Raw genomic sequence first — 19,214 nt, forward strand, 5'->3', positions numbered from 1 at the left:
ACGACTTGATTATTTTACCACAGAAGCGGTTTTTTGTCAAGCACTTTTTTGAGAAGCTTTTGAACTTTTCTGAACTTAAATCGTTCAGCAGTTTCTCGGTGCTAACCGGAACATTTGAACGTTCATTGGTTCTTTTCAAGGGCTTCCTGCTGAGCTTTCAGAAGTCATTCTTTTGTCTCAGCGCTTGGCGCTCACATATAGTACCATACCGCAACCACTTTTGCAAGCCTTTTTTACATTTTTTTCGCCTTTTTTTGCGCTTTGTATACATCATCCAGTTTTTCGCCCGGTTTCGGGGGATGTTTTGACCTTTCTTCCACCATTTCTGCGCAAAAACAGCCGCCGCACAAAACGTGCAGCGGCTGTTGCCTTGGGATTCAGTTCTTTTCTTCCTGTTTCATCTCCCGCAGGGTCAGCCAGACAGCCGCCGCCAGCATCGGCAGCGCGGCGATCAGACCAATGGGCATGGGTCCCAGCACATTATAATAGGTATCTGCCGGGGTGACCAGCACCTGCGGCAGCGCCGCAATGGCGTTGAACGCTCCATGCGCAATGGCGGGCACCCAGATGCACTCCGTTTTCTCGTAGAGGATATCCAGCAGGGTGTTCAGGGCAAAGCAGACCACGCACCACACCACCAGACCCAGCAGGGGTGCGCCCAAGTAGTTGGTGCCGTACTCGTAGCCCACCAGCAGCATCAGCGGCCAGTGCCAGATGCCCCACACAACGCCGCCCAGCAGGCGGCCATTCAGCAGACCGAACCGCTCCTTCAGGCGGGGCATCATGTAGCCGCGCCAGCCGACCTCCTCGCCCAATGCGGGGAACATATTGATGGCCGGGGCAAGGAGCACCGCAAACAGCCCGTTTTGCAGCAGATAGCTGAGGGTGGAAACGCCCAGCTGGCTGCGCAGAGTCTGCGCGTCCATCTCGCCGCCGTAGGCGGCTACCAGCCAGCTGCCGGAAAAATCCAGTCTGGAGGGGAACACGGCAAAATACAGCACAGCGCCAAGCAGGGTGAGCACCGCCGGGCCGAACCATGCCGCCAGCCAGAACCGCCGCTTGCCCTGCACCTTCCAGCCGATGCCGGTGGGCTGGCGCAGGAATGCTTTTTGCACCAGCAGTACAGCCAGCAGCGGGCAGAACATGGTAACGATGAGCGCCAGCTGATACAGCACGGCGTTATTCTGCTGCAAAAGCGCCATGCAGCCGCCCACCTGACACAGCCATGCCATGCCAAAGGCGAACAGGAAGTATAGGCCGAAGCCCTGTTTTTCTTTTGCTGTCATACGAATCTCACCGCCGTTCCGTAAGCAATGACCTCTGCTGCGCCCTGCATGACGCTGGCGGAAGCGTACCGCATTCCCACAATGGCATCTGCGCCAAGACCTTCGGCGTCCTTGACCATGCGTCCGGTAGCGATCTGCCGGGCTTCGGTAAGCATCTCGGCGTAGTCGGTCACCTCACCGCCCACAAGGGTGCGGAAACCGGCCATCATGTCGTGGCCGAGGTTGCGGCTCTGCACCGTGCTGCCCCGCACCACACCCAGCGCTTCCAGTTTTTTGCCCGGGATCTCGTTAATAGTTACAATAAGCATCTTCTTCTCCCTTTCCGATCTCTTCGATCCGATCCAGCAGCACCTTCAGGGTGCCCACGATGCAGCCCGCCGGGATGCCGAACATCACCACCAACAGCGGCAGCGGCGGGGCATCCTGCGGGTCGGTGTAGATCGCCCAGCCCATAGTGGCCATTACAAAAGCCATCATGGTCACAAAAAGGGCAGCACCGATGCAGGCGCCCCGGATGCGGCGGGTCTTTTGGTCAGTCCGTTCAATGTTCACAAAAGTCACTCCCTGTTCTTCCCGTGCGGTCAGGCGCGCCAGCGTCTGCTCCACATCCAGTTGTTCCAGAGGGCCGTTTTCCTGTTGCAGCAGCGTGCAGAAACCGATGGCTTCCTCCAAGTCGGCGCGGCGGCTGCGCAGACGTTCCAGCTGCTGGCTCATGCCCTCAGCCAGCGTGCGCTGCCCTTCCAGCATCTCCCGGATCTCTGCCAGCGGCACGTCCAGCTTGCGCAGCAGCTTGATGCGGCGCAAGCGCTCCACATCCGCCTGCGAGTAGCTGCGGTAGCCGTTGCCCGGCTCCCGGCTGGGGCTGATGAGCCCCTCTTCCTCATAAAAGCGGATGTTCTTTTTGGTCACGCCGACGGCGGCTTCCACTTCGTTGATCTTCATGGGTCACGACCCCCTCCTTACGGGAGTATTCTACACCTTCCACAAAGGGGAAGGTCAAGCCTTTTTGCAAAAAAGCTGCCGCACAAAGTCGTACAGCAGCTCCTTCCTTTAAAAATAGCACTTGATCTGGAAACGATCGGCGTTGTCCTGCTTTTTCTCCACTACGATGTGCTCGTGGTTGAAGTCGAAGTGCACCGGGGTGCACAGGTCGGTATTGCGGGTCAGGCGCAGCAGCTCCTGCACGCGCTTCTTCTCCTCCGGCACATAGAACAGGTAGCTCACGCCCTCTTTTTTGGCGCGGCCGGTGCGGCCGATGCGGTGGGTGTAGTGCTCGTTCTCGCTGGGCACATCGTAGTTGATGACGGCATCCACATCCGAAACGTCAATGCCGCGGGCGGCAACGTCCGTAGCCACCAGAATGGCCAGCTTGCCATCCCGGAAGGCCTGCATGATCTGGTTGCGCTCCTTCTGGGAGAGGTCGCCGTGCAGGCAGTCCACCGAGAAGCCCAGCCGTGCCAGCTGATTTGCCAGCGTGGCGGTGTTGAACTTGGTATCGCAGAATACCATCACCCGCTTGTAACCCTCGCCAATGATGATCTGTGCCAGATCCGACAGCTTGTTGCGGCCGGAGGTCTCCAGCATATACTGGGTGATTTTGGGCTGGCTTTCCTCCCGGGGCTGCACGGTGATCTCCTCGGCATTGTGCTGGTACAGCCAGCCGATATCCATCACCTCGCGGCTGATGGTGGCGGAGAACATGGATAGCGCCTTGCGGGCCTTCATCATCTCGATGATGTGGCGCACATCCTTATAAAAGCCCATGTTCAGCATCTCGTCGGCCTCGTCCAGCACGATTTGGGTCACATGGGAGATATCGATGCTGTGGTGCTTGTAGTGATCCATCAGCCGCCCCGGGGTGGCTACCACGATCTGGCAGCCCTCCGCCAGACGCTTTGCCTGCTTTTCCATATTGGCACCGCCGTACACGCAGGCCACCTGCACCTCGGGCATAAAGTAGGTGAGGTTAGTCAGCTCCTCGGCGATCTGCTGAGCAAGCTCCCGGGTAGGTGCCATGATGACGGCCTGCGGGTATTTATTTTCCGGCTGGATATGCTCCACCACCGGGATGCCGAAGGCACAGGTCTTACCGGTGCCGGTGGGTGCCTTGGCTATGACATCATGCCCTGCCAGCATGAGGGGGATGGTCTTTTCCTGGATCTCGGTCATTTCGGCAAAGCCCATGCGTTCCACAGCCTTGTGGATGGCTTCGCTGCACTGCAACTCGCTGTAAAGCATTTGGACAACTCCGTTCTTTGTGGCGTTTTTTCTCGTTGCAACAAGTATAGCATGAAATGCCGCGCTTGTCAGCAGAGAAACAAAAAGAACCGCACCCGGGGGCACGGGTACGGTTCTCAGTGTGCAGAAATCAGGCGGTCTCTTCCACGCTCTTCTTGCCGGCTTCCAGCTTCTGCTTGAAGCGGCCGCTGGCCTTGAAGCCGGGGATGGAGGTGGACTCCAGCTGGCTGGACACCTTGGTCTTGGGGTTGGTGTAAGCCTTCGGCTTGCGGGGGCGCATCTCAAAGCGGCCAAAGCCGGCGATGGTCACCTTTTCGTCAGCGCGCAGGCAGTCCGCGATCTGGTCAAACATTGCATCCATCGTGGTCTCGACCTGAGCTTCGGTAAAGCCGGTCTTGCGTGCCACGGTTTCGATCATCTGGGAACGGGTCATGTATCGATATCCTCCTGGAATGTCCAAAAGTAACGTCTTTTGGCAAATTTTGCGTTGTTGAGTATAACATATTTCGCGCACTGTTTTCGATGGATTGCGCACGAAATGTAATTTATTGCGCACGAACCACATTCAGTTCCGTGCACCCCGCACAAATACAGCGCCCACCGTTTCGGCAGGCGCTGTAAAGAGCTGTTTTATGCGGATGTTACGGCTTATTTTCCGCGGTACAGGGTGGCAATATCCACCAGCGGGATGTTAGCCAAACTGTGCTCGCTGCGCAGGCAGTCCACCAGAGAAGCGGCGGTATCCACTGCGGTGATGCAGGGGATGCTCAGCTCCACGGCCTTGCGGCGCAGACGGACGGAATCGCGCCGGGGGTCACGACCCTTGGCACTGGTGGAGAACACATAGTCCACCAGACCGCTCTGCAGCAGATCCACAATGTTGGGAGCCTCGCCGGAGATGTTGCGCACCTCGTTGCAGGGGACCATGTGCTTGTTGAGCCATGCACAGGTGCCGGAGGTACCGTAGAGCTTGTAGCCCATATCCTTCAGCTTCCATGCAATATCCACGAACTCGGGCTTGTCGCTGTCCTTCACGGTGAAGATGCAGCAGCTGCCCGGGCCGGGGGTCTTAAAGGTATAGCCTGCACCGATCAGACCCTTGAGCAGGGCATCGTGGTAGTTGGGCGCAATACCCAGCACCTCGCCGGTAGACTTCATCTCGGGGCCGAACTGGGTATCCACGGCGTGCAGCTTTTCAAAGCTGAACACAGGCACCTTTACCGCCACATAGGGGGCGTTGGGGTGCAGACCGGTGCCGTAGCCCATATCCGTCAGCTTCTCGCCCAAGCAGCAGCGCACGGCCAGATCCACCATGGGCACGCCGGTGACCTTGGAGATGTAAGGCACGGTACGGGAGGAGCGGGGGTTCACCTCGATGACGTACACACGGCCATGGGAGACGGCGTACTGCACGTTGACCAGACCGGTGACGTGCAGCTCGCGGGCAAAGCGGCCGGTGTAGTCCACCATGGTGTCGATCTCGTCCTGCGTCAGGTGCTGTGCCGGGTAGACACAGATGGAGTCGCCGGAGTGCACACCGGTGCGCTCCACCTGCTCCATGATGCCGGGGATCAGGAAGTTTTCGCCATCGCAGATGGCGTCCACCTCGCACTCGGTACCCATGATGTACTTATCCAGCAGCACCGGGTGATCCATATCGACGTGCTCGGTGATAACGCCCATGTACTCGATGATATCCGCCTTGTTGTAGGCCACGATCATGTTCTGACCGCCCAGCACATAGGAGGGACGCATCAGCACCGGCAGGCCGATCTCCTCGGCAGCGGCCAGAGCCTCGTCCAAATTGAACACGGTACGACCCGGGGCGCGGGGGATGTTGCAGCGCTCCAGCAGCTCGTCAAAGCGCTCGCGGTCCTCGGCTTCATCAATGGCGTCCGCCGGGGTGCCCAGAATGGGCAGGCCGATCTCGTCCATGTGCTTGGCCAGCTTGATGGCGGTCTGTCCGCCGAACTGCACCACGCAGGCATCCGGCTTTTCGGTGGCAATGATGTTGTCCACGCTCTCCGGGTTCAGCGGGTCGAAGTACAGACGGTCGCCGGTATCAAAGTCGGTGGAGACGGTCTCGGGGTTGTTGTTGACCAGAATGGCTTCGCAGCCGTTCTTTTTCAGCGTCCATACGCAGTGCACAGAGCAGTAGTCGAACTCGATGCCCTGACCGATGCGGATGGGGCCGGAACCAAAGACCAGAACCTTCTTCTTTTTAGGCTCGCCCTTGGCTGCGGTCTCAGCTTCCTTCTCAGCGATAAAGCCTGCGGCCTCGTTGTCGCCATCGTAGGTGGAGTAGAAGTAGGGGGTATTTGCAGAGAACTCGGCAGCGCAGGTATCCACCATCTTGAAGCCGGCGCGGTAGTTCTCCACGGGCAGGGTGTCCACCTTTGCCAGACGGCGGATGGTCTTATCCTGGAAGCCGTACTTCTTGGCAGTCTTGTACTGCTCCAAAGACAGCTGGCCGTTGCACTGTGCCAGACCCTTTTCCAGATCTGCCAGATGCTGCATCTTGTCCAGGAACCACCAGTCGATCTTGGTGATATCGTAGATGACCTTGTGGTCGATGCCGCGCTTCAGCGCTTCGTACACGCAGAACACGCGCTCGGCGTCCTGAACGTGCATATGCTCCACCACTTCCTCGTCGGTCAGCTCCTCAAAGGGCTTGTGGGTCAGGGTGTCCATGCCCAGCTCAATGGAGGAAACAGCCTTCATCATGGCGGCTTCAAAGCTGTTGCCGATGCTCATCACCTCGCCGGTAGCCATCATCTGGGTGCCCAGAGACTTGTCGGCGTAGACGAACTTATCAAACGGCCACTTCGGGTACTTGACCACGATGTAGTCCAGCGCAGGCTCGAAGCAGGCGCAGGTCTTGCCGGTAACGTCGTTGGTGATCTCGTCCAGCGTGTAGCCGATGGCGATCTTGGTCGCCACCTTGGCAATGGGGTAGCCGGTAGCCTTGGAAGCCAGTGCAGAGGAGCGGGACACACGGGGGTTGACCTCGATGACCGCGTAGTCGAAGCTGTCCGGCTTCAGAGCGAACTGGCAGTTGCAGCCGCCCTCGATGCCCAGCTCGGTGATGATATCCAGTGCGGCGGTACGCAGCATCTGGTACTCGTGGTCGGTCAGGGTCTGGGAGGGAGCCACGACCACCGAGTCACCGGTGTGGATGCCCACGGGGTCGAGGTTTTCCATGTTACATACGGTGATCACGTTGCCCTTGTGGTCGCGCATCACCTCGTACTCGATCTCTTTCCAGCCGGCGATGCACTTTTCCACCAAAATCTGATGGATGGGAGAAAGGCGCAGGCCGTTGGTGCCGATCTCGATCAGCTTTTCGCGGGTCTCGCAGATGCCGCCGCCGGTGCCGCCCATGGTAAAGGCCGGGCGCACGATGACCGGGTAGCCGATGCTGTCGGCGCAATCCAGTGCGTCCTGCAGGTTCTCCACCACCTCAGAGGGGATGATGGGCTGGTGCAGCTTTTCCATGGTCTCCTTGAACAGCTCGCGGTCCTCGGCACGGTCGATGGTCTCGGGATTGCAGGCCAGCAGACGGATGCCGGTGCGGTCCAGATAACCGGAGCGTGCCAGCTCCATGGACAGGTTCAGACCCATCTGACCGCCGAGGTTGGGCAGCACGGAATCCGGCTTTTCAATGTCCAGAATGCGCTCCACGACTTCCAGCGTCATGGGCTCGATATACACATGGTCGGCCACGTCCGGGTCGGTCATGATGGTAGCGGGGTTGGAGTTCAGCAGAACAGTCTCGATGCCCTCTGCTTTCAGGGCGCGGCAGGCCTGCGTGCCGGAGTAGTCAAACTCCGCAGCCTGACCAATGATGATAGGGCCGGAGCCAATGACCAGCACCTTTTTGATTCTGGGGTCCTTCGGCATTTCAGCGTGCCTCCTTTGCTGCTTTGACGTTGTTCAGGAAGCGGTCGAACAGGAATTCGGTGTCCTTGGGGCCGCCGTTTGCTTCCGGGTGGAACTGCACGGTAAAGCAGTTCCACTTTTTGTACTTGATGCCCTCGCAGGTGCCGTCGTTGGCGTTCACCTGTGCCACCTCGCCCATCTCGGCGGGCAGCTCCTCGCCCACGACCGCATAGCCGTGGTTCTGGCTGGTGATAAAGGTGCGGCCGGACTCAAAGTCGGTCACAGGCTGGTTGGCACCGCGGTGGCCGTACTTCAGCTTCATGGTCTTGGCGCCGGCTGCCAGTGCGGACAGCTGGTGACCCAGACAGATGCCGAAGGTGGGGATGTTCAACTCAAAGATGTGCTTGAGGTTCTCGATGACCTCCACCGGCTCGGCGGGGTCGCCGGGGCCGTTGGACAGCATGATGCCGTCCGGGGCAAGGGCTTTGATTTCCTCTGCCGTTGCAAAGGCGGGCATCACAGTCACCTTGCAGCCGCGCTTGACAAGGCAGCGCACGATGTTGCGCTTGCAGCCGTAGTGCATCAGCACGATATGGGTCTCGCCTTCCGGGTTGAACACCTCGGGAGCGGCGCAGGTCACGTTCTTTACAGCGTCGGTGACGGCATAGGCGCGGATCTCGGCCAGCAGTGCCTCGGTCTCGGCCTTATTGGCCGGGTCGGCGGGGTCAAAGGTGGTCAGGATGGCACCGTTCATCACGCCGCTCTCCCGGATGATGCGGGTCAGGTGGCGGGTGTCGATGCCCTCGATGCCGATGGTGTTGTTCTTTTTCAAAAAGCTGTCCAGCGTCTCCTCACAGCGCCAGTTGGAGGGGGTGGTACAGGCCTCGCGCACGATGTAGCCCTTTGCCCAGATGCGGTCGGACTCCATGTCATCATGGTTCATGCCGTAGTTGCCGATGAGGGGATAGGTCTGGGTGATGATCTGGCCATAGTAGCTGGGGTCGGTCAGGGTCTCCTGAAAGCCCACCATGCCGGTGGAGAACACCACCTCGCCCACGGTCACGCCCTGCGCGCCCACGGACTGTCCGGCAAAGACCATGCCGTTTGCCAAAAGAAGATATGCGTTCATAGTTTTCCTCGTTTCAACGCAGAATGTTGTCATATTTTCAGCGTCCTCGCCCTCTCCGTCAGCGCTGACGCGCTGCCACCTCCCCCAAAGTGGGAGGCCTTGGCAGTCCACGCAAAATTTATGGTTTTGCCAAGGGCTCTCCCTTTGTGGAAAGACTTCCCCCGCTCCGGGGGAAGATGTCACCGAAGGTGACAAAAAGGGGAGTCTGGACGCGAAGCGGCCTGAGAGGGCGAACTCTCTTACAGGGTCTGCTTTGCTTCCTGCTTCATCTTGCGGCTGCCCAGATGCACCAGCGGCAGCTTGCCCTCCTTGCAGATGGGGCACTCCTCCGGGGTATAGTTGGGCAGGTCCAGCTTCAGGGCGCTGGCCAGAATGGGGATGGGAGACGGAGCCTCGGGCTTAGTGCGATCCACCACGCAGGTGATGCCAAGGCAGATGCCGCCGGCCTCTTCGATGACGCGCTTGGTCTCCAGAGAGGAGATGCCGGTGGTCACCACGTCCTCGGCGATGATGCACTTTTCACCCGGGTGGATGGCAAAGCGCTTCAGGCACATCACGTTGTCCACGCGCTCGGTAAAGATAGCGCGCTTGCCGGTCTGGCGGGCCAGCTCGTAGGCGTACACGATGCCGCCCATGGCAGGGCCGACGATGACGTCCACGTCCATCTCCTTGACCTTGTCGGCCACAGCCTTCATCACCTCGGCGCAGCGGTCCGGGTACTGCTGCAGATAAGCCATCTGGCAGTATGCGCCGGAGTGCCGGCCGGAGGACAGCAGGAAGTGACCCTCCAGAAATGCGTCACAGCTCTTCAGAATTTCAAGTGCTTCACTCATTGTACTTCTCCCTCTCTTTTCAGTGGTGTATATTCCTTTGGGTGGTATTGTACCACGCTTTTACGGCATTTGCAAATTTATGCGTTAAGTTTTATTTTATGCGCATAATTGTAGATATTTTATGGATATATCAGTTTTTATTCTGCATGACGGGCGCAGCCGCGGATCTCGTCCAGCGTTTTCACGCCGTTTTTGTCCATCCATGCAGCCATCTCGTTTGCAATGGTCTCCATGGCGCGGGGGTTTGCAAAGTTTGCGGCACCCACCTGCACTGCGGCGGCACCTGCCATAATGAACTCCAGTGCATCACGGCCGGTGGCAATGCCGCCCAGACCCACCACCGGGATGTTCACCGCACCCACGGCCTGCCATACCATGCGCAGGGCGATGGGGCGCACCGCCGGGCCGGACAGACCGGCAAAGATGTTGTTGAACACCGGGCGGCGCTTTTCCAAGTCAATGGCGCAGGCCTGAAAGGTGTTGGTCAGGCTGATGGCGTCCGCACCGGCGGCTTCCACAGCCTTGCACATCTCGGGGATATTCTCGGCCTGCGGGCTCAGCTTGACCATCAGGGGCTTTTTGCAGGCAGCGCGCACCATGCGCACCACCTCACCGGCAGCTTCGGCTTTCACGCCGTAGGCCATGCCGCCCACCTTGACGTTGGGGCAGGAGATGTTCAGTTCCACGATGTCCACTGCACTCTCGCTCAGCATCGCAGCGCCTTCCACATACTCTTCCTCGCTGTGGCCGCCAAGGTTTGCAATGGCCACCGTGCCGTACTTCTGCTTCAGTTCCAGCATCTCGGGCAGCTCCACGTCAATAAAGTGCTGCACGCCGGGGTTCTGCAGGCCGATGCTGTTGATGAGGCCGGAGGGTGTCTCCCACAGGCGTTCGCCCTTGTTGCCGTACTGGCCGTGCAGGGTAAGGCCCTTGCCGGAGATGCCGCCGATTTTAGCAAAATCAGCCAGTTCCTCGTACTCCACACCGTAGCCCACGGTGCCGGATGCGCCGATGACCGGGCTGTTCATCACAAAGCCCAGCAGGTTGGTTTTCAGGTCTGCCATCAGAAGAACACCTCCGTTGCGTCAAATACAGGGCCGTTCTTGCACACGCTCTTGCCCTCGCCGCCCTTGGTCTCGCAGGTGCAGCCAAGGCAGGCACCAATACCGCAGGCCATCTTCTTTTCCATGCTCACAAAGCAGGGAGTGCCTTTTTCGGCACACAGGCGGGCGGCGTTCTTCATCATCACGGTGGGGCCGCACACCAGCACCACATCGTAATCGGCGGGGTCGTACAGCTGGGTGACAAAGCCGTGGAAGCCCACCGCGCCGGTGTCGGTGGACACCTTGACGAGGTTTGCGATGCTGCGGTACTCCTCCATGCAGTAGGGGGTGTCGCGGAAGCCAAAGAACACATCCGGCTTTACCCCGGCAGCGGCCAGCTCGCGGGTAAGCTGGAACATGGGCGCAGTGCCGATGCCGCCGCCCACCACGGCGATCTTTTTGTACTTGCTCACGATTTCCGGTACATCAAAGCCGTTGCCCATAGGGCCGGTAAGCTGGAAGGTATCCTGCTGCTTGAGCTGTGCCAGCTTCTCGGTACCCTCGCCCACCACCTGATACAAAAACTCGATGGTGCTGCTGTCCGGGTTCCAGCGGTGCACGCTGATGGGGCGGGACAGGAAGGGGGCTTCGTCTGCGCCCCAGGAGCGCAGGGTGAAGAACTGGCCTGCGTGGGGGGCATGGTCGCGGTCCGGCCACACCACGGTCAGCAGGCGGATGTCCGGGGCAATGACCTCATTGCGCAGGACGGTGGCTTCACAGCAGGCTGCACGCATGAGCAATGGCCTCCTTCATGTTCACACACTCGTTGTAAGCGGCCTCGTCAAAGGCAGTGCCCGGCTGCTTCTTGTAAGCCAGCAGGATGCCGCGGCTGGAGTTGACCACGCCGCCGTTGCCCTTGGTCAGGTACTGAGCGATATCCTCGGCCTTGCCGCCCTGTGCGCCGTAGCCGGGGATCAGGAAGAAGCTGTCCTGATACTTTGCGCGGATCTCGGTGGCTTCCTCGATGTGGGTGCCGCCGATGACCAGACCGATGGAGGAGTAGCCGTGCTCGCCCATGTAGTCCTTGCCCAGTGCGTTCAGCTTGTCACCCACCAGATCGTAGACGTGGCGGCCGTCGGCCAGCTTCTCGTACTCAAAGTCCTTGGCACCTCCGTTGGAGGTGCGGCAGAGCACGAACATACCCTTGCCCTGCTTTTCAGCGTAGGGCAGATAGGGACTGATAGAGTCCAGACCCATGTAGGGTGCCAGCGTAACGAAATCGCTCTCAAAATCGCCGGTAAAGTGACCCATGGCGTACATCTCGGCGGTCTTGGCGATATCGCCGCGCTTGATATCCGCGATCACCGGCACACCGGTCTCGCGCACAGCCTTCAGGGTGTCGGCGTAGGCCTTCATGCCCTCCATGCCCAGAGACTCATAATAAGCGATCTGCACCTTGTAGCAGCCAGCCACAGCCTTGGTGGCATCGATGAGCTTCTTGTTGAAGCGCACGATGTTCTCGCCCTTGGTCAGGGTGCTGTCCACAAAATCAGCGGGCAGGTAGCTGAAGTCGGTGTCCAGACCCACGCACACCGGGCCGCGGGCTTCCACAGCTTCGTACAGTTTGTCCATGTTCGTCATTTGGGTGTCCTCCTGTAAGTCGTATTTATAGAAAATGAATTGTAACTATGGGTTTTACTCCTCGGCCTGATAGGTGATCTTACCGGCCTTGATGGTGGCAAACACCTTGCCGTAAAGCTGTGCACCGTCAAAGGGGGTGTTATGGCTCTTGGAGTGCAGCTTTTCCTTTTCCACCGTGTAGGGGGTGTCCAGATCCACCAGCACAAAGTCGGCATCGAAGCCCGGCTCCAGCTGACCCTTGGCAAGGCCAAGGATCTCGGCGGGGCGGGTGCTCATCAGGTGCACCAGCAGCTCCAGCGGCAGACCCTCCTGCTTGCAGAGCTTGGTGTAGCACACGCCGAAGGCGGTCTCGCTGCCCACCATACCGGCCATGCCCTTCAGCTTATCCTCTTCGGAGTGGGGTGCGTGGTCAGTGGCAATGGCGTCCACGATGCCGGTGCGGATGCCCTCCACCAGCGCCTCCACATCGTCGGCGGTGCGGATGGGCGGGTTGACCCGGTAGTCGCAGGTATCGTTGGTAAACCACAGGTGGTGGGGGGTCACCTCACAGGTGACGGGTGCGCCCCGCAGCTTTGCCATGCGGATGGCGTCCAGCGCGCCCCGGGTGGACACATGGCACATGTGCAGCCGGGTCTGGTAGTACTCGCTCAGCCAGCAGTTGCGCACCGTCTCAATATCCTCGGCCAGACGGTAGTCCCACGGGCTGATCTCCATATCCTCGGCGTGGCTCATGACCGTGATGTCCTTCTGGGTGCAGATGGCAAATGCCCGCGCCATGGTGGCGTTATCCTGCACGCCGTGGCCGTCCTCGGTGATGAACTTCACACTGGCGGGCAGGGTCTTGAGGTGGTCGATGCTCACACCGTCAAAGTTTTCGGTGATGGAAACGGTCTGGTTTGCATCGCACAGCCCCACCTCGGCGGCTTTCTGTTCCACCATCACAGCCTGTGCGGCAGAAGAGCAGACGGGCTTTGTGTTGGGCATCAGGTTTACAAAGGTGTAGCCGCCGGCGGCAGCGGCGCGGCTGCCAGTCTCGATGTCCTCCTTGTACTCAAAGCCCGGGGTGCGCCAGTGGCAGTGCAGATCCACAAATGCGGGCAGCACAGTCAGCCCACCGGCATCCACCACCGTCTCGTTCTCGGCGGCAAGGGCGGAAAGATCCTGCCCTACGGCAGCGATCTTGCCATCCTTTACATAGATCTCGAGCGGCCGTCCCTCGGTGTTCACAGCGTTTGTCAGCAGCATCGCGGTTCCCTCCTATAATGGTATTTTTGTGTATCAGACGCCCGAAAACGGGCAAAAAAAAACTTTTCCCCGCAAAGGGAAAAGCTCATTGCGCAAAAAAGGAAACAACGAAGCCACGGCAAAACCGGACGCGAACTGCTTGTTCAGTTTCGGGTTCTGGGCGCTGCACAGCATGGTGTTTCTCCTTTTCTTGATGGTTGCGTTTTCATTCATATTATTTTATCATAGAACCGCAAAATGTGTCAATGGCTGCGCGCAAAAACAGGTGCTAAAAGGTTTATGGCATCTCTCGCCGAATTTTGGATACTCTACCCAAAACCCGGGCAGCGCGGCAAAATAACTGCCATTTTGTTCCACAATCCCTAGCGCAGCACTGTACTTTCGTTGCCTGCTGTGCTATTATAATACGGTAAAAGGGAGAGCCCCGCCGCGTGGGCGGGTGTTTATGGGAAAGAGAGGTTTTCCGCATGGGTTTACTTGAGGACGCGCGGAACATCCAGCGCAAGGACCCCGCCGCACGCAGCGTACTGGAGGTAATGCTGCTGTACCCGGGATTCCACATTCTGGTGTACCACCGCATTGCGCACTGGCTGTACGGGCACAAGCACTTTTTTCTGGCACGGTGGGTCAGCCAGCATGGCCGCCACCGCACCGGCATCGAGATCCACCCGGGTGCCACCATCGGCAAGTGTCTGTTCATCGACCACGGCATGGGCATCGTGTTCGGTGAGACCTGCGAGATCGGGGATAACTGCACCATCTACCACGGGGTAACGCTGGGCGGCACCGGCAAGGATACCGGCAAACGCCACCCCACCTTAGGCAACAACGTGCTCATCGGCGCGGGCACCAAGGTGCTGGGCCCGGTGTTCATCGGGGATAACGCCCGCATCGGCGCAGGCAGCGTGGTGCTGCGCAACCTGCCCGCCAACTGCACCGCCGTGGGCGTACCCGCCGAGGTGGTGCGCATCAACAACAAGGCGGTGAACCCCGCCGACGATCTGGATCAGCAGGATCTGCCGGACATCGTCTCGCAGCGGCTCACCGATCTGGATCGCCGCCTGAGCCAGCTGGAAAAAACTGCGCAGGGCGATATCCCGCCCACTGCCGCACAGATCGCCGCCCGGCAGCGGAAGTAACCTATATTTTGGACAAAAACGACACCGGACAGGCCATGACCTGTCCGGTGTCGTTTTATCTTATTCTTTAACACCCTTCCCCGGCACAGAGGGACTTTACCTTCTGCACGGCGGCAGACACAAGGCTGCCGATGGGCTGGTCGGGCACGCCGACAATGTAGTTCTCGCAGTGGTTCACCGGGATCAGCACCCGGGTGGCGCTGCTCTGGCACACCGCCGTGGCCATGGTAGGGGTGATCTCCCCCAGCAGCGCATCTGCAATAACGATGCCGATGGGGCCCACGATGATATCCGCATTGCGGCAGTTCACCACCACAGCATTCTCACCGGTGGCGGCGCGCTGTGCCCCGGCCTTATGCATGGCCTGCGCAGCGACACTGTTGGTGCCCACGGCCACCAGCCGGATGTCCGGGCACTGGGCGCTGAGGGCGGCCACCAGCTGGCGTCCCAGTCCCCCGCCCTGCCCGTCAATGACAAGCACGTTCATGCTGTACCTCAGAAGTCGATCTCTTCCAGCCGCAGCAGCGCCAGAATGTAGATCTTGACGGCCTCCAGCAGCTTGTTGATGGGAGCCGCCTCGTTGGCACCGTGCATCGGGCCGCCGAACTCCGGCAGCTTTACATCCTCATGCTCCGGGCCGAAGCTGACGGCATAGGGGAAGTGGCGGGCATAGGTGCCGCCGCCCATGGTAAAGGGGGTGGCGTTCTCGCCGGTCACCTCGTTGTAGGTGTCGATGCAGGCGCGGATGGCGGGGCTGTCGGCTGCGATATAGAAAGGCTCGGCTGCGTCCACATCCTCCAGCTTTGCGCCCTCGCCCAGCGCAGCGGTGACCTGTGCGGTCAGCTTTTCGCCATTGGTGCAGGTGGGGAAGCGGCTGTCGATGGTCTGCACCAGCTTGCCGTCCTCCATATAGATGCGGCCGCCGATAATGGTCAGCGGGCCAAAGGGGCCGTCGGCGCAGTCGATGCCAAGGCCGGCGCCTGCGGTAGAGCTGTGCAGCTTGTGCAGTGCCTCCAGATAAGCGCGCTCGGCGTCATTGCACAGGCCGTTGTCCAGCAGATAATCCGCTACCAGACCAATGGCGTTCACCGTGCCCTCCGGCATGGCGGCGTGGCCGGACTTGCCCCAGCCGCGCACCCGCACGCCGTCCCCTTCCGGTTCCAGCGTGATGTTGGGAGCGTTCTTCAGCTTGCGGATATCGGTCTTGACCAGAGCGCTGGCGCGGTCAGGCACAGCGTTGTTGGCTACACCGCCCTCAAACTCTGCAATGATGCCGTTGCACACCGGGCTGACGATCTTGCCGCCAAAGTGGCCTTTTTCGCCGTTGCACACCGGGAACTCGGCATCCGGGGTAAAGCAGAACACCGGGGCGGGGTAGTTTTCCAGATAGTACTTCACATCGTTCATGTGGGTCTCCTCGTTGTCGCCCACGATGGCACGGATGGGGTAGCGCAGCTGGTAACCCTGCTCCTTGAGGAACTTCAGCGCGTACAGAGTAACGATCATCGGGCCTTTATCATCCGCGACGCCGCGTCCCAGCAGCCAGCCGTCCTGAATGCGCATCTTAAAGGGATCTGCCGTCCAGCCGTTGCCCACGGGCACAACGTCCACATGGCAGATGGTAGCCAGATATTTTTCAGGGTCTGCACCGGCCAGTTCGGCATAGCCGATGTAGTTTTCGCAGTTGCGGGTGGCAAAGCCCATGCCTGCTGCCAGCTCCAGCGTCTTGTCCAGCGCTGCCCGGGGGCCTGCGCCGAAGGGTGCGCCCTCCTCCGGGGTGCCCTCCACGCTGTCGATGGCGACCAGCGCTGCAATGTCCTGCAGCAGCTGCTCTTTGTTTTCCGCAATGTATGCGTCAATTTTCTGATTCAGTGCCTGATCCATGTTCTATAACGTCCTTTCTGGCCGGAAGCAGAGTCCGGTTTTCACAACTATTATTCAGTGTAACATACTCCGCGCGGAAATGCTACAGGCATTTTTCACGACAAAAACGTCCGCGTTTTGTCAGCCTGCCGCAAACAGCCCGCTGAGCGCGCCCAGCAGACCGGCGCTTGCCAAGCCCATGATGATGCCCGCCAGCAGCACGCCGCCCATGCAGGCGATCAGCACATCCTTGAACTTCATATCCAGAATGGAGGCTGCCAGCGTGCCCGTCCACGCGCCGGTGCCCGGCAGCGGGATGCCCACGAACAGCAGCAGCGCCACGGTCAGACCCTTGCCCGCCTTGGCTTCCAGTGCGCGGCCGCCCTTTTCGCCCTTATTGATGCAAAAGCGGCAGATGGGGCCGATGAGGGGCTTGTGGTAACCCCAGATGAGGAACTTGCGGGCGAACAGATAGATGAAGGGCACCGGGAGCATATTGCCCAGCACGCACAAAAGGTAGGTGGGCAGCACCGGCAGCCCCATACCCAGCCCGATGGGGATGGCCCCGCGCAGTTCGATGATGGGCACCATGGAGATAAAGAAGATCAGAAGATAATTTTTCAGCATTGGCTTCTCCTTATATTACAGGTCGATCTGCAGCTCCACCGGGCAATGGTCGGAGCCAAAGATCTCGTTGTGGATCTCGGCGGCGCGGATGCGGTCTGCAATGCGCCGGGAAACGATAAAATAGTCGATGCGCCAGCCCGCGTTCTTTTCCCGCGCGTGGAAGCGGTAGCTCCACCAGCTGTACTTCACCTCGTCCGGGTGCACCACCCGGAAGCTGTCCGCAAAGCCCGCCGCCAGCAGCTCGGTCATCTTGGCGCGCTCCTGATCGGTAAAGCCCGCGCTCATGCGGTTGGTCTTGGCGTTTTTAATGTCCATCTCGGTGTGCGCCACGTTCAGATCGCCGCACAGGATCACCGGCTTTTTGGCGTCCAGTGCCAGCAGGTATGCCCGGAAGGCGTCCTCCCACTCCATGCGGTAGTCCAGCCGCTTCAGCCCGTCCTGACTGTTGGGGGTGTAGCAGTTTACCAGATAAAAGCCGGGGTATTCCAGCGTCAGCACCCGTCCCTCGTGGTCGTGCTGTTCCAGCCCGATGCCGGTGGTCACTGCCAGCGGTGCCGTTTTGCACCAGCAGGCTGTGCCGGAGTATCCCTTTTTCTCGGCCGAGTAGGTGTATTCGGTGTAGCCCTCCGGCGCAAAATCCGCCTGTCCCGGCTGCATCTTGGTCTCCTGCACCGAGAAGATGTCCGCGTCCAGCGCGGCAAAGCTCTCGGCAAAGCCGTGGGTCAGGCAGGCGCGCAGGCCGTTCACGTTCCAGCTGATCAGTTTCATGCTCTTCTCCTTATGTTATGCCTGATATTTTGTTTTCCATGCGCCGCTGCGGAAGCGCAGCACAAAGCAGGTCACACGGCAGGTCCAGTCGATGACCATAGCCACCCACACGCCCACAGCGCCCCATCCCATGCGAACGCACAGCAGATAGCTGAAGCCCAGCCGCCAGCACGCCATGCTGAGGATGGACACCACCATGGTGAATTTCACGTCGTTGGCTGCGCGCAGGGCGTTGGGCAGCACGAAGGACAGCGGCCAGAAGATGATGGCGCAGCCCGCATGGATGGTGACCAGTGTGATGGCCAATTCCATCGTCTCGCCGGAAAGGGCGTAGATGCCCACCAGCTGCCGGAGGAACAGCAAGATCGCTCCGTTGGAAAGCCCCATGGTGATGTAAGCCCACAGCATCAGCTTGCGGGTGTAGTAAACGGTCTGCTCGTGGTCGCCGGCGCCGATGCACCGCCCCACCACCGTGATCATGGCCAGACTGATGGCCTTGCCCGGGATGACGCCCATGCCGTCCAGATTGTTTGCCACGGCGTTGGCTGCGATCTGCACTGTGCCAAAGGTGGAGATCATGCTCACCACCAGAATGCGCCCGGCCTCGAACAGGCTGTTCTCAAAGGCCGAGGGAATGCCGATGCCCAGAATGCGCTTTGCCATGCCGCCGTCCAGCCGCAGGGTCTTGGGCACGGTAAGCACCGCATCCTCCCGGTAGCACTTGCGCAGGATGAGCGCCGCAGCCACCACGCGGGACACCACGCTGGGCCACGCTACGCCGTCCACTCCCATTTTGAAGCCGAAGATGCACACTGCGTTGCCCACGATGTTGATGATGTTCATCAGAAAGCTGATCTGCATGGAGATCTTGGAGTTGCCGATGCTGCGGAACAGCGCCGCGCCGCCGTTATACAGCGCCAGAAACGGGTAGCTGAGGGCGATGATCTGCAAATATTTCACGCCTGCGTCCAGCACGTCGGTATCAATAGAGCCGTAGAACAGCCGGATCATGGGGCGTGCCAGCACAAAGCATACCGCGCCGATCACCGCACCGGACAAGCCGCTGAGCAGCAGCAGCTGACCGGCGCTTTTGTCGGCATCCGGCCTGTCCTTTGCGCCCAGATACTGGCTTACCACCACCGCGCCGCCGGTAGCCAGCGCCGCAAACAGCACGATGATAAGGTTGTTGATCATATCCACCAAACTGACGCCGGAGATTGCCGCCTCGCCGCAGCGGGACACCATCATGGTGTCGGCCATGCCCACCGTCACTTCCAGCAGCTGCTCCACCAGCAGCGGGATGGCCAGTACCAGCAGCTCCTTTTGGCTGAACAGCGGCTCTCGCCCGCCGGTCAGCCTGTTTTTTTCATTGCCATGCAGTAGCTTTGTCATTCGTTTCTCCCCTCCCAGCACCGGGCACTTTTCCCGGTACGCCGCCGCTGCCCGGCGCGTGCATTTTTCCGGTTACAGCAGATGTGTCCATCTTAACACACCCCCGGCTGCTTGTAAAGCGGTGCAGGCTA

The 19,214-nt window shown here is 59.8% G+C and carries 19 protein-coding genes; 1 reads left to right on the forward strand and 18 read right to left on the reverse strand.

The features are described from left to right. Positions 1-377: 377 nt before the first annotated feature. From WMO20_RS12435 to WMO20_RS12495, 13 genes are all read right to left on the reverse strand, one after another. Positions 378-1,286 (reverse strand): CPBP family intramembrane glutamic endopeptidase, encoded by a 909-nt coding sequence (locus WMO20_RS12435; protein WP_349187051.1) that lies wholly within the window; start codon positions 1,284-1,286, stop codon positions 378-380. After that, complete coding sequence (locus WMO20_RS12440) at positions 1,283-1,594, reverse strand: heavy metal-binding domain-containing protein (protein ID WP_349187052.1); 312 nt, start codon at positions 1,592-1,594, stop codon at positions 1,283-1,285. Before WMO20_RS12440 ends, WMO20_RS12435 begins: the two co-directional genes overlap by 4 nt. After that, complete coding sequence (locus tag WMO20_RS12445) at positions 1,575-2,228, reverse strand: MerR family transcriptional regulator (protein ID WP_349187053.1); 654 nt, start codon at positions 2,226-2,228, stop codon at positions 1,575-1,577. The genes WMO20_RS12440 and WMO20_RS12445 overlap by 20 nt, the downstream gene beginning before the upstream one ends. Before the next feature lie 108 nt (positions 2,229-2,336). After that, complete coding sequence (locus WMO20_RS12450) at positions 2,337-3,524, reverse strand: DEAD/DEAH box helicase (protein ID WP_015537546.1); 1,188 nt, start codon at positions 3,522-3,524, stop codon at positions 2,337-2,339. 130 nt (positions 3,525-3,654) lie between these two features. Next, positions 3,655-3,957: an HU family DNA-binding protein gene (locus WMO20_RS12455; protein ID WP_005920451.1), complete on the reverse strand. Its 303-nt coding sequence runs from the start codon at positions 3,955-3,957 to the stop codon at positions 3,655-3,657. 215 nt (positions 3,958-4,172) lie between these two features. After that, positions 4,173-7,424, reverse strand: coding sequence for a carbamoyl-phosphate synthase large subunit (gene carB, locus WMO20_RS12460; protein WP_349187054.1), 3,252 nt, complete (start codon positions 7,422-7,424; stop codon positions 4,173-4,175). A gap of 1 nt (position 7,425) precedes the next feature. Beyond that, positions 7,426-8,532 carry a carbamoyl phosphate synthase small subunit gene (locus WMO20_RS12465; RefSeq protein ID WP_117949688.1) on the reverse strand — a complete coding sequence of 369 codons (1,107 nt, stop codon included), beginning with the start codon at positions 8,530-8,532 and terminating at the stop codon, positions 7,426-7,428. 239 nt (positions 8,533-8,771) lie between these two features. Then, positions 8,772-9,365 carry an orotate phosphoribosyltransferase gene (gene pyrE / locus WMO20_RS12470; protein WP_005920457.1) on the reverse strand — a complete coding sequence of 198 codons (594 nt, stop codon included), beginning with the start codon at positions 9,363-9,365 and terminating at the stop codon, positions 8,772-8,774. A gap of 137 nt (positions 9,366-9,502) precedes the next feature. Further along, entirely contained in the window at positions 9,503-10,429 is a 927-nt protein-coding gene (locus WMO20_RS12475; RefSeq protein ID WP_249240567.1) for a dihydroorotate dehydrogenase, read from the reverse strand. Then, positions 10,429-11,202, reverse strand: a complete 774-nt coding sequence (locus WMO20_RS12480) for a dihydroorotate dehydrogenase electron transfer subunit (RefSeq protein ID WP_097783228.1) — start codon at positions 11,200-11,202, stop codon at positions 10,429-10,431. The genes WMO20_RS12475 and WMO20_RS12480 overlap by 1 nt, the downstream gene beginning before the upstream one ends. Beyond that, positions 11,183-12,049, reverse strand: a complete 867-nt coding sequence (gene pyrF, locus WMO20_RS12485; RefSeq protein ID WP_112091764.1) for an orotidine-5'-phosphate decarboxylase — start codon at positions 12,047-12,049, stop codon at positions 11,183-11,185. The genes WMO20_RS12480 and pyrF overlap by 20 nt, the downstream gene beginning before the upstream one ends. Positions 12,050-12,103: 54 nt before the next feature. Further along, entirely contained in the window at positions 12,104-13,294 is a 1,191-nt protein-coding gene (locus tag WMO20_RS12490; protein WP_112091763.1) for a dihydroorotase, read from the reverse strand. A 33-nt stretch (positions 13,295-13,327) separates the two neighbouring features. Continuing rightward, positions 13,328-13,507, reverse strand: a complete 180-nt coding sequence (locus tag WMO20_RS12495) for a hypothetical protein (protein WP_349187055.1) — start codon at positions 13,505-13,507, stop codon at positions 13,328-13,330. A 254-nt stretch (positions 13,508-13,761) separates the two neighbouring features. Here WMO20_RS12495 and epsC point away from each other — a divergent pair, with 254 nt between their 5' ends. Beyond that, complete coding sequence (gene epsC / locus WMO20_RS12500) at positions 13,762-14,433, forward strand: serine O-acetyltransferase EpsC (protein ID WP_349187056.1); 672 nt, start codon at positions 13,762-13,764, stop codon at positions 14,431-14,433. A gap of 67 nt (positions 14,434-14,500) precedes the next feature. Here the strand turns inward: epsC and WMO20_RS12505 are convergent, their stop codons facing one another. The 5 genes from WMO20_RS12505 to WMO20_RS12525 all read right to left on the reverse strand — a co-directional run bounded on the left by WMO20_RS12505 (position 14,501) and on the right by WMO20_RS12525 (position 19,083). Next, positions 14,501-14,920 (reverse strand): DUF3842 family protein, encoded by a 420-nt coding sequence (locus WMO20_RS12505; RefSeq protein WP_308564277.1) that lies wholly within the window; start codon positions 14,918-14,920, stop codon positions 14,501-14,503. Between the two features lie 8 nt (positions 14,921-14,928). Then, the gene (locus WMO20_RS12510) at positions 14,929-16,317 is read right to left on the reverse strand and encodes a Sapep family Mn(2+)-dependent dipeptidase (RefSeq protein ID WP_349187057.1); all 1,389 of its coding nucleotides are present in this window, start codon (positions 16,315-16,317) and stop codon (positions 14,929-14,931) included. A 120-nt stretch (positions 16,318-16,437) separates the two neighbouring features. Next, positions 16,438-16,923 (reverse strand): COG2426 family protein, encoded by a 486-nt coding sequence (locus WMO20_RS12515; RefSeq protein WP_308564276.1) that lies wholly within the window; start codon positions 16,921-16,923, stop codon positions 16,438-16,440. 15 nt (positions 16,924-16,938) lie between these two features. After that, on the reverse strand, positions 16,939-17,691 hold the full coding sequence (locus WMO20_RS12520; protein WP_005928145.1) for an exodeoxyribonuclease III: 753 nt from the start codon (positions 17,689-17,691) through the stop codon (positions 16,939-16,941). 15 nt (positions 17,692-17,706) lie between these two features. Continuing rightward, on the reverse strand, positions 17,707-19,083 hold the full coding sequence (locus WMO20_RS12525; protein WP_308564273.1) for an MATE family efflux transporter: 1,377 nt from the start codon (positions 19,081-19,083) through the stop codon (positions 17,707-17,709). Positions 19,084-19,214 lie beyond the last annotated feature (131 nt).

It is taken from the genome of Faecalibacterium intestinale (genome assembly GCF_040096575.1).
GTDB classification, from domain to species: domain Bacteria; phylum Bacillota; class Clostridia; order Oscillospirales; family Ruminococcaceae; genus Faecalibacterium; species Faecalibacterium intestinale.

Coding starts and splice junctions, on each gene's coding strand:
- WMO20_RS12440 (WP_349187052.1), bottom strand. CDS start 1,594: ATGCTTATTGTAACTATTAACGAGATCCCGGGCAAAAAACTGGAAGCG.
- WMO20_RS12435 (WP_349187051.1), bottom strand. CDS start 1,286: ATGACAGCAAAAGAAAAACAGGGCTTCGGCCTATACTTCCTGTTCGCC.
- WMO20_RS12525 (WP_308564273.1), bottom strand. CDS start 19,083: ATGACAAAGCTACTGCATGGCAATGAAAAAAACAGGCTGACCGGCGGG.
- carB (WP_349187054.1), bottom strand. CDS start 7,424: ATGCCGAAGGACCCCAGAATCAAAAAGGTGCTGGTCATTGGCTCCGGC.
- WMO20_RS12490 (WP_112091763.1), bottom strand. CDS start 13,294: ATGCTGCTGACAAACGCTGTGAACACCGAGGGACGGCCGCTCGAGATC.
- WMO20_RS12475 (WP_249240567.1), bottom strand. CDS start 10,429: ATGGCAGACCTGAAAACCAACCTGCTGGGCTTTGTGATGAACAGCCCG.
- WMO20_RS12520 (WP_005928145.1), bottom strand. CDS start 17,691: ATGAAACTGATCAGCTGGAACGTGAACGGCCTGCGCGCCTGCCTGACC.
- WMO20_RS12495 (WP_349187055.1), bottom strand. CDS start 13,507: ATGAATGAAAACGCAACCATCAAGAAAAGGAGAAACACCATGCTGTGC.
- WMO20_RS12505 (WP_308564277.1), bottom strand. CDS start 14,920: ATGAACGTGCTTGTCATTGACGGGCAGGGCGGGGGACTGGGACGCCAG.
- epsC (WP_349187056.1), top strand. CDS start 13,762: ATGGGTTTACTTGAGGACGCGCGGAACATCCAGCGCAAGGACCCCGCC.
- pyrE (WP_005920457.1), bottom strand. CDS start 9,365: ATGAGTGAAGCACTTGAAATTCTGAAGAGCTGTGACGCATTTCTGGAG.
- WMO20_RS12515 (WP_308564276.1), bottom strand. CDS start 16,923: ATGCTGAAAAATTATCTTCTGATCTTCTTTATCTCCATGGTGCCCATC.
- WMO20_RS12465 (WP_117949688.1), bottom strand. CDS start 8,532: ATGAACGCATATCTTCTTTTGGCAAACGGCATGGTCTTTGCCGGACAG.
- WMO20_RS12450 (WP_015537546.1), bottom strand. CDS start 3,524: ATGCTTTACAGCGAGTTGCAGTGCAGCGAAGCCATCCACAAGGCTGTG.
- WMO20_RS12510 (WP_349187057.1), bottom strand. CDS start 16,317: ATGGATCAGGCACTGAATCAGAAAATTGACGCATACATTGCGGAAAAC.
- pyrF (WP_112091764.1), bottom strand. CDS start 12,049: ATGACGAACATGGACAAACTGTACGAAGCTGTGGAAGCCCGCGGCCCG.
- WMO20_RS12445 (WP_349187053.1), bottom strand. CDS start 2,228: ATGAAGATCAACGAAGTGGAAGCCGCCGTCGGCGTGACCAAAAAGAAC.
- WMO20_RS12455 (WP_005920451.1), bottom strand. CDS start 3,957: ATGACCCGTTCCCAGATGATCGAAACCGTGGCACGCAAGACCGGCTTT.
- WMO20_RS12480 (WP_097783228.1), bottom strand. CDS start 11,202: ATGCGTGCAGCCTGCTGTGAAGCCACCGTCCTGCGCAATGAGGTCATT.